Below are 6611 nucleotides of genomic sequence, written 5' to 3' on the forward strand. Positions count from 1 at the left end.
ACAACTCGGTCAGTCCCCTCTCCCTCCGGGAGAGGGCTAGGGTGAGGGGCTTTTCAGACCGGCAAATAAATCCCGAAGGTATTCATCCCCCGATCACTGCGCACAAACACATCGCCACCATGCATCAGCGCAATCGCCTTGACGATCGCCAGCCCCAGGCCATGGTTATTGCCGCTGTTGCTGCGTGACGCATCGACCCGATAGAAGCGCTCGAACAGACGCGGCAAGTGCTCGTTGGCAATCGGCGATCCCGGGTTGGCCACGCCGATGCTGACCTGATGTTCCTCGACCTCGATTCGCACCTCGATCACTTTGCCAGGCGCGGTGTGCTGCACGGCGTTACTCAGCAGATTGATCAACGCCCGCCGCAAATGCGCGATTTCGATGCGCACATGCGCATCACCACTCACGTGCACCTGCACTTGCGCGTCTTCGAGGATGAAATCCAGGTATTCCAGCGTGGTCGCGACCTCATCGGCCAACGAGGTTTCGGTCAGTTTGGTCGCCTTGCTGCCCTGGTCGGCGCTGGCAAGAAACAGCATGTCGTTGATGATCGAACGCAGGCGCTCCAGCTCTTCGAGGTTGGATTGCAGCACTTCGAAGTAGTGTTCGGCGGAGCGCCCGCGGGTTAGTGCGACCTGGGTCTGGCCGATCAGGTTGGTCAGTGGCGAGCGCAGTTCATGGGCCACGTCGGCATTGAACGATTCCAGCCGCGAGTAGGCCTGTTCGACCCGCTCCAGCGTCGAGTTGAACGACTCGACAAACTGCTCAAGTTCCGGCGGCAACGGCGACAGGCGCAAGCGTCCGGCGCGCAGTGGTGGCGCCAGGCGCTGGGCTTCGTGGGACAGTTTGATCAGCGGCTTGAGGCCGATCCGCGCGACCCAGTAACCCAATGCCGACGCCATCAGCACCCCGATAATCGCCAGGCTGACCAAGGCGATCAGCAGGTTGTGCTGAGTCTCGTGGAAGGTCTCGGTGTCGATGCCGATCATGAAGCGCAGCGGCGGGCGCTGATCCTTGGCCGGCAGTTCGGTCAGCAGCACTTTCAGCGGATAGGGGTGGTCGGGCAACTGCAGGTCATGCATGCCCGTCAGGCCTTTGGCGAAGGTGCGGATCAGGGCGTCCGGCTCGCCATACTCGTAACCGGGATCACCGCTGACCACCCAGAAACGGATGCGCTTGTCTTCCTCGCCGAGCAGCTTGAGCTTGGCGTTGATCTTCACCCAATGCTCGGGTGTGCCATAACGGTTGAGGGCCGATTCGAGCACGCTGTAACGCGCGTCCAGTTCGGCCTCCGGCAACAGGCCCAGGCCCTTGTCGACCTGCTGATACAACGCACCGCCGATCAACAGAAACACCAGCAGCGCCACCAGCGTGAACATCCCGCTCAGGCGCAGCGCGATGGAATTACTGGACACCACGGCTCTCCAGCACATAACCCATGCCGCGAATGGTGTGCAGCAGTTTCTCGTCGAACGGCCCGTCGAGCTTGGCCCGCAGACGCTTGATCGCGACTTCGACGACATTCGCGTCACTGTCGAAATTGATGTCCCAGACCATCTCGGCGATGGCGGTTTTCGAGAGGATTTCACCTTGGCGCCGCGCCAACACGCTGAGCAGCGAGAACTCTTTCGCCGTCAGGTCCAGTCGCGTGCCGGCGCGGGTCGCCTTGCGGCTGATCAAGTCTATCCACAGGTCGGCGATGCTCACCTGCACTGGTTCATGCCCGCCGCTGCGCCGGGTCAGCGCTTGCAGGCGCGCGACTAGTTCGAGGAAGGAAAACGGTTTGCCGAGGTAATCGTCGGCGCCGTCGCGCAGGCCCTTGATGCGGTCTTCGACCCGCTCGCGGGCGGTGAGCATGATCACTGGGGTTTGCTTGCGTGCACGCAGCGCGCGCAGCACACCGAAGCCGTCCAGGCCCGGCAACATCACGTCGAGGACGATCACCGCGTAGTCGCCTTCCAGCGCCAGGTGCAGGCCCTCGACGCCGTCGCGGGCCAGATCCACGGTGTAACCCTGTTCCGTCAGACCGCGGTGCAGATAATCTGCGGTTTTTTCCTCGTCTTCGATAATCAGAACGCGCATGACCCGCCTCAGTCTGTGGTTGCCAGCGCTGGTGAAGGCGCAGGCTTAGGCCGATGGAACAGCCGCTAAAGCCACAAGTATATGACCGGAGTGGTAAACAGCGTCAGCATCTGGCTGACCAGCAAACCGCCCACCACCGCGATCCCCAGCGGCTGGCGCAGTTCGGCGCCAGTGCCATAACCGAGCATCAGCGGCAGGGCGCCAAGCAGGGCGGCGAGGGTGGTCATGATGATCGGCCGGAACCGCGTGATGCACGCCTCGTAAATCGCATCCTGCGGCGGCAGTCCACGATGGCGCTGCGCTTCGAGGGCGAAGTCGATCATCAGGATGCCGTTCTTCTTGACGATACCGATCAGCAGCACCAGCCCGATTAGCGCCATGATCGAAAAGTCCTGGCCGCAGATCCACAGCATGATCACCGCGCCCAAACCTGCCGCCGGCAGCGTGGAAATGATCGTCAGCGGATGCACGAAACTCTCATAAAGCACGCCGAGAATGATGTACACCGCCACCAGCGCTGCGAGAATCAGCCACGGCTGGCTGGCCAGCGAACTCTGGAATGCCTGCGCCGCGCCCTGGAAGTTGCCGCTGATCGCGGTCGGCATGCCGATCTCGGCCTTGGCCTGATTGAGCAGGATCACTGCGTCACCCAACGCCACGCCGGGAGCGAGGTTGAACGACAGGTTGGCCGCCGGGAACATGCCGTCGTGGGCAATCGACAGTGGGCCGATGGTCGGCGCATCAAATTTTGCCAGCGCCGACAGCGGCACCATCTCGCCACTCAGTGGCGAGCGCAGGTAGAAATAGTTGAGGCTTTCGGCCTTGCCGCGCTGTTTGGTGTCCAGTTCCAGAATCACGTTGTACTGGTTGACCTGGGTCTGGAACTCGTTGATCTGGCGCTGACCGAAGGCGTCGTACAGCGCCTCGTCGACAGCGCTTGCGGTGAGGCCGAAACGTGCGGCGGCGCTGCGGTCGATGCTGATGTGGGTGATGCTGCCGCCCAGTTGCAGGTCGTTGGAAATGTCGCGGAACGCCGGGTTGCTGCGCAGTTTTTCCGTGAGGCGCTGGGTCCAGGTGGCGAGGGTCGCACCGTCGTTGCTCTTGAGCACGTATTGGTACTGCGCGCGGCTCGGCCCGGAGCTGAGGTTGATGTCTTGCCCTGCGCGCAGGTACAGCACGATGCCCGGGACTTTCATCAGTTGCGGACGAATCCGATCGATGAACTGGCTGGCCGAGACGTCACGGTCACCACGTTTTTTCAGGGCGATCCAGAAGCGCCCGTTGGCGATGGTCTGGTTACTGCCCGACACGCCCACCGAGTGGGAAAACGCCTGCACGGCCGGGTCGGCGGCGACGATTTCGGCCATCGCCAGGTGCTTTTTCACCATGTCGCCGTAGGAGATATCCGCAGCGGCTTCGGTGGTGCCGAGGACAAAACCGGTGTCCTGCACCGGGAAGAAACCTTTGGGGATAAAGATGTAACCACCGATGGCCATTGCCAGTGATAAACCGAATACGCCGATCATCAATTTCTGATGGGCGAGGGCGCGGCGCAGGCCTTTCTCGTACCAGCCGAGCAAGCGTTCGCTGAAACCCGGTTTGTCGTGGGCGTGATGCACCGGTTTGCGCATGAACAGCGCCGCCAGCGTCGGCGCCAGGGTCAGCGAGACCACCACGGAAATCATGATGGTCGAGGTCGCGGTCAGGGCGAATTCCTTGAACAGTCGCCCAACCACGCCGCCCATGAACAGCAGCGGAATAAACGCCGCCACCAGCGAGAAACTGATCGAGACCACAGTGAAACCAATCTCGCCGGCACCCTTGATGGCCGCTTCGCGCATGTCGTCACCGGCCTCCAGATGCCGGTGGATGTTTTCCACCACCACGATCGCATCGTCGACGACGAAGCCGACCGCGACGACGATCGCCACCAACGTCAGGTTGTTGAGGCTGAAACCGAGGATATACATCAGCGCGAAACTGGCGATCAGCGATACGCCGAGTACGGCCGAGACAATCAGGGTCGCCGACAACTGACGCAGGAACAGCGCCATCACCGCGACCACCAGCATGATTGCAATCAACAGGGTGATCTCGACTTCATGCAGCGAGGCACGAATGGTCTGGGTACGGTCGATCAGGGTTTTCACTTGTACCGAGGCCGGCAACATCGCTTCGAGGCCGGGCAGGGCGGCTTGAATGCGGTCGACGGTTTCGACAATGTTGGCGCCGGGCTGGCGCGAGATCACCAAATTCACACCGGGTTGATCACCGGCCCACGCTTGCACGTAGGCATCTTCCGAACCGTTGACGACTTTGGCGACATCACGCAGGTGAACCGGCGCACCATCCTTGTAGGAAACGATGAGTTGGCTGTAGTCCTCGGGGTGGAACAACTGGTCGTTGGTCGACAGCGTCGAAATGCTCGATTCGCCGTACAGCGCACCTTTGGCCAGGTTGAGGCTGGTCTGCTGAATCGCCAGTCGGATGTCGGCGAGGGTCAGGCCGATCGCCGCGAGTTTGTCCGCCGAGGCTTGCACGCGAATCGCCGGACGTTGCTGACCGGTAATGTTGATTTGGCCTACGCCGTCGATCTGACTGATCTGACGCGAGAGCAGGGTTTCCACGAGGTCGCTGAGTTCGGTGCCAGGCATTTGCGTCGAGCTGACGCTGAGGATCAGCACCGGGCTGTCGGCCGGGTTGACCTTCTTCCACGTTGGCAGCGTCGGCATGTCCTTGGGCAGCTTGCCGGCGGCGGTGTTGATCGCCGCTTGGACTTCTTGCGCAGCAGTGTCGATGCTTTTATCGAGGGTGAATTGCAGGGTCAGCAGGCTTGAGCCCAGTGCGCTGCTCGACGTCATCTGGGTCATGCCGGGGATGGCGCTGAATTGCACCTCCAGCGGCGTGGCCACGGATGAAGCCATGGTGTCGGGGCTGGCGCCGGGCAACTGCGTGGACACCTGAATCGTCGGAAATTCCGCTTCCGGCAGTGGGGCAATCGGCAAGCGCGGGAAGGCAATTGCGCCGACCAGCACCAGCGCGATGGTCAGCAGGATTGTGGCGACCGGGTGATCGATGCACCACGTGGAGACGCCTTTGTGCGCCTTCATGGTTTCGGCTCCGCTTGCACCACCTGCGCCGGCTCGCTCATGACCTGCACGGTGGAACCGGGTTTGAGCCGCGACTGGCCATCGGTCACCAGTACGTCACCGGCCTTCACGCCTTTGATGATGTCCTGGTCGCTGCCCTGATAAACCATCTGCACCTGCACCGCTTCGACCTTGTCGCCGTTCACCCGGTAAACGAAGTGTTGGTCGAGACCGCGTTGTACGACGGTGGGCGGTACAACCAGCGCATCCTTGTCCAGCGCCGTCTGAATTTTTACCGTGACCAACAGGCCGGGCCAGAGCTTCTGGCTGCCGTTGTCGAATTCGGCTTTGGCGCGGATGGTGCCGGTGTTGGCGTTGATCTGGTTGTCGATCAAGGTCAGGTGACCTTCGCCGAGCAGGTTGCCGGTTTCGCCGTCGGTGTCGGCGCCGATGTAGGCCTTGACCTGGGCGCGTTGCGGATCGTTGATCAGGCCTTGCAGGGTCGGCAGCATTTGCTGGGGCAGGGAAAACTCGACGGCGATCGGGTCGATCTGGGTGACGGTGAACAGGCCGGCGGTGTCGGTCATGCGCAGGAAGTTGCCTTCGTCGACTGTGCGAATACCGACGCGGCCGGTGACCGGGGAGCGGATCTGTGTGTAGGAAAGTTGTACTTGTGCCGCATCAATCGAAGCCTGGTTGCCTTGGGCGGTGGCTTTGAGTTGGTTGACCAGGGCTTGTTGTTGGTCGTAGGTCTGTTTCGAGATGCCGTCGTCGACTGTGAGCAGTTTGTAGCGTTTGAGGTTGACCAGGGCGACTTGCAGTTGCGCCTGGCTTTCGCCCAGTTGGGCGCGTGTCTGGTCGAGGCTGGCGCGGATGGAGCGGTCGTCGATGGTGGCCAGCAGGTCGCCGGCTTTGACGAGTTGGCCTTCTTTGACGAGGATTTTGGTGAGGATGCCGTCGATCTGGGGGCGTACTACGACGCTGTGTAATGAGAGGACGGAGCCGATGCCGCTGGTGTAGCGGGGGACGTCTTTTTCGCTGACCGCTATGACTCGCACTGGGATGGCGGTGGGGGTGGCGAGTTTTGTGGGGGCGGGTTTCAGGGTGTACCACAGACCTGCGCCTGCGAGGACGATCAATAGGGTGGCGAGCAGGGCTTTGTTCTTTTGGATTCGCATGCGGGGTGGGCGCCGGACGGAGTTTGGGCAGGGTTGTTGTCTTTATAAACCTGTCTGCGGGTCAGTAGGGTGACGGCTAGCTGTCGGCGCTGTCAGTTTCGCTGGCTACATATCCGTTGCTGCGGTAACGGCAGCTTAGGGTTTCGCCCTGACGGCGACTCACTTTTTTTACAAACGCCTAAAAAAAGTAAGCAAAAAAACGCTTGCTCCTGCGTGCGGCCCGCTCGCTGGGGCTCGGGGTTCCTTCGCTCCGGGATTG

At 61.5% G+C, this 6611-nt stretch carries 4 protein-coding genes; all 4 read right to left on the bottom strand.

Annotation, left to right across the window (positions count from 1 at the left end):
• Window positions 1-53 precede the first annotated feature (53 nt).
• Complete coding sequence (locus PseAD21_RS16560) at window positions 54-1418, bottom strand: heavy metal sensor histidine kinase (protein ID WP_102356602.1); 1365 nt, start codon at window positions 1416-1418, stop codon at window positions 54-56.
• The gene (locus tag PseAD21_RS16565) at window positions 1408-2085 is read right to left on the bottom strand and encodes a heavy metal response regulator transcription factor (RefSeq protein ID WP_025109277.1); all 678 of its coding nucleotides are present in this window, start codon (window positions 2083-2085) and stop codon (window positions 1408-1410) included. Before PseAD21_RS16565 ends, PseAD21_RS16560 begins: the two co-directional genes overlap by 11 nt.
• Window positions 2086-2150: 65 nt before the next feature.
• Complete coding sequence (locus PseAD21_RS16570) at window positions 2151-5195, bottom strand: multidrug efflux RND transporter permease subunit (RefSeq protein WP_102356603.1); 3045 nt, start codon at window positions 5193-5195, stop codon at window positions 2151-2153.
• The gene (locus tag PseAD21_RS16575) at window positions 5192-6352 is read right to left on the bottom strand and encodes an efflux RND transporter periplasmic adaptor subunit (protein ID WP_102356604.1); all 1161 of its coding nucleotides are present in this window, start codon (window positions 6350-6352) and stop codon (window positions 5192-5194) included. The genes PseAD21_RS16570 and PseAD21_RS16575 overlap by 4 nt, the downstream gene beginning before the upstream one ends.
• Window positions 6353-6611: the final 259 nt, after the last annotated feature.

This window comes from Pseudomonas sp. AD21 (assembly GCF_002878485.1).
Lineage (GTDB): Bacteria > Pseudomonadota > Gammaproteobacteria > Pseudomonadales > Pseudomonadaceae > Aquipseudomonas.

Bases quoted from the DNA above. Each gene is read 5' to 3' on its own strand.
- PseAD21_RS16565 (WP_025109277.1), bottom strand. From the start codon at position 2,085: ATGCGCGTTCTGATTATCGAAGACGAGGAAAAAACCGCAGATTATCTG.
- PseAD21_RS16575 (WP_102356604.1), bottom strand. From the start codon at position 6,352: ATGCGAATCCAAAAGAACAAAGCCCTGCTCGCCACCCTATTGATCGTC.
- PseAD21_RS16570 (WP_102356603.1), bottom strand. From the start codon at position 5,195: ATGAAGGCGCACAAAGGCGTCTCCACGTGGTGCATCGATCACCCGGTC.